Origin of the sequence: Streptomyces muensis (genome assembly GCF_021474425.1) — a bacterium.
Lineage (GTDB): Bacteria > Actinomycetota > Actinomycetes > Streptomycetales > Streptomycetaceae > Streptomyces > Streptomyces muensis.
The window spans coordinates 1-492 of the sequence record NZ_JAKEIP010000646.1 but is presented as its reverse complement, the minus strand read 5'-3'; the positions used below and the strand labels follow the sequence as shown (position 1 = coordinate 492).

The 492-nt window shown below is 76.4% G+C and carries 1 pseudogene; it reads left to right on the top strand.

From position 1 onward, the window contains the following. Window positions 1–90: 90 nt before the first annotated feature. Window positions 91–492 (top strand): annotated as a pseudogene (locus tag L0P92_RS44880) (hypothetical protein); the annotation flags it as partial.

Below are 492 nucleotides of genomic sequence, written 5' to 3'. Positions count from 1 at the left end.
CCCCACGCCACACCCACCCCCCTATGCCGCGTTTGTCTGATTAGCGCGTATCGTCGCCGCATGCCCACGCCCTACGGATCCCGCGGCGGCATGGCGTTCGGCGCGGAGGAGCTGCGTGTGCTCCGCCGCGCTCTCGCCCTCGCCCTCAACCCCAGCCCCGTCTCCCCCGAGGAGGTCCAGGCCTGTCTCCGTCTCGCCGAGTCCCTCGACGAGGCGATGCGCGAGGGTGCCCGGCTGCGTGCCTTCCTGGTGGCCGACCTCGCCCGCTACCGCGCCGCCCTCCCCGGCTCCGCAGCCGGCTACCTCACCCTCCTCGAGGAGGCCCTCGGCGCCGGCTACCACCCGGACCCCGCCGACCTCGCCGCCCTGCGCACGCTGCGCGGCAACCCCGCCGCGGCCGCGCTCCTCCAGGACGTACGAGTCCGCCTCGCGCCCGGCGCCACCCGCCCGGCCGTCCCCGCGTCCCGTACGCACCTCCTCGCCCTCCCCGGA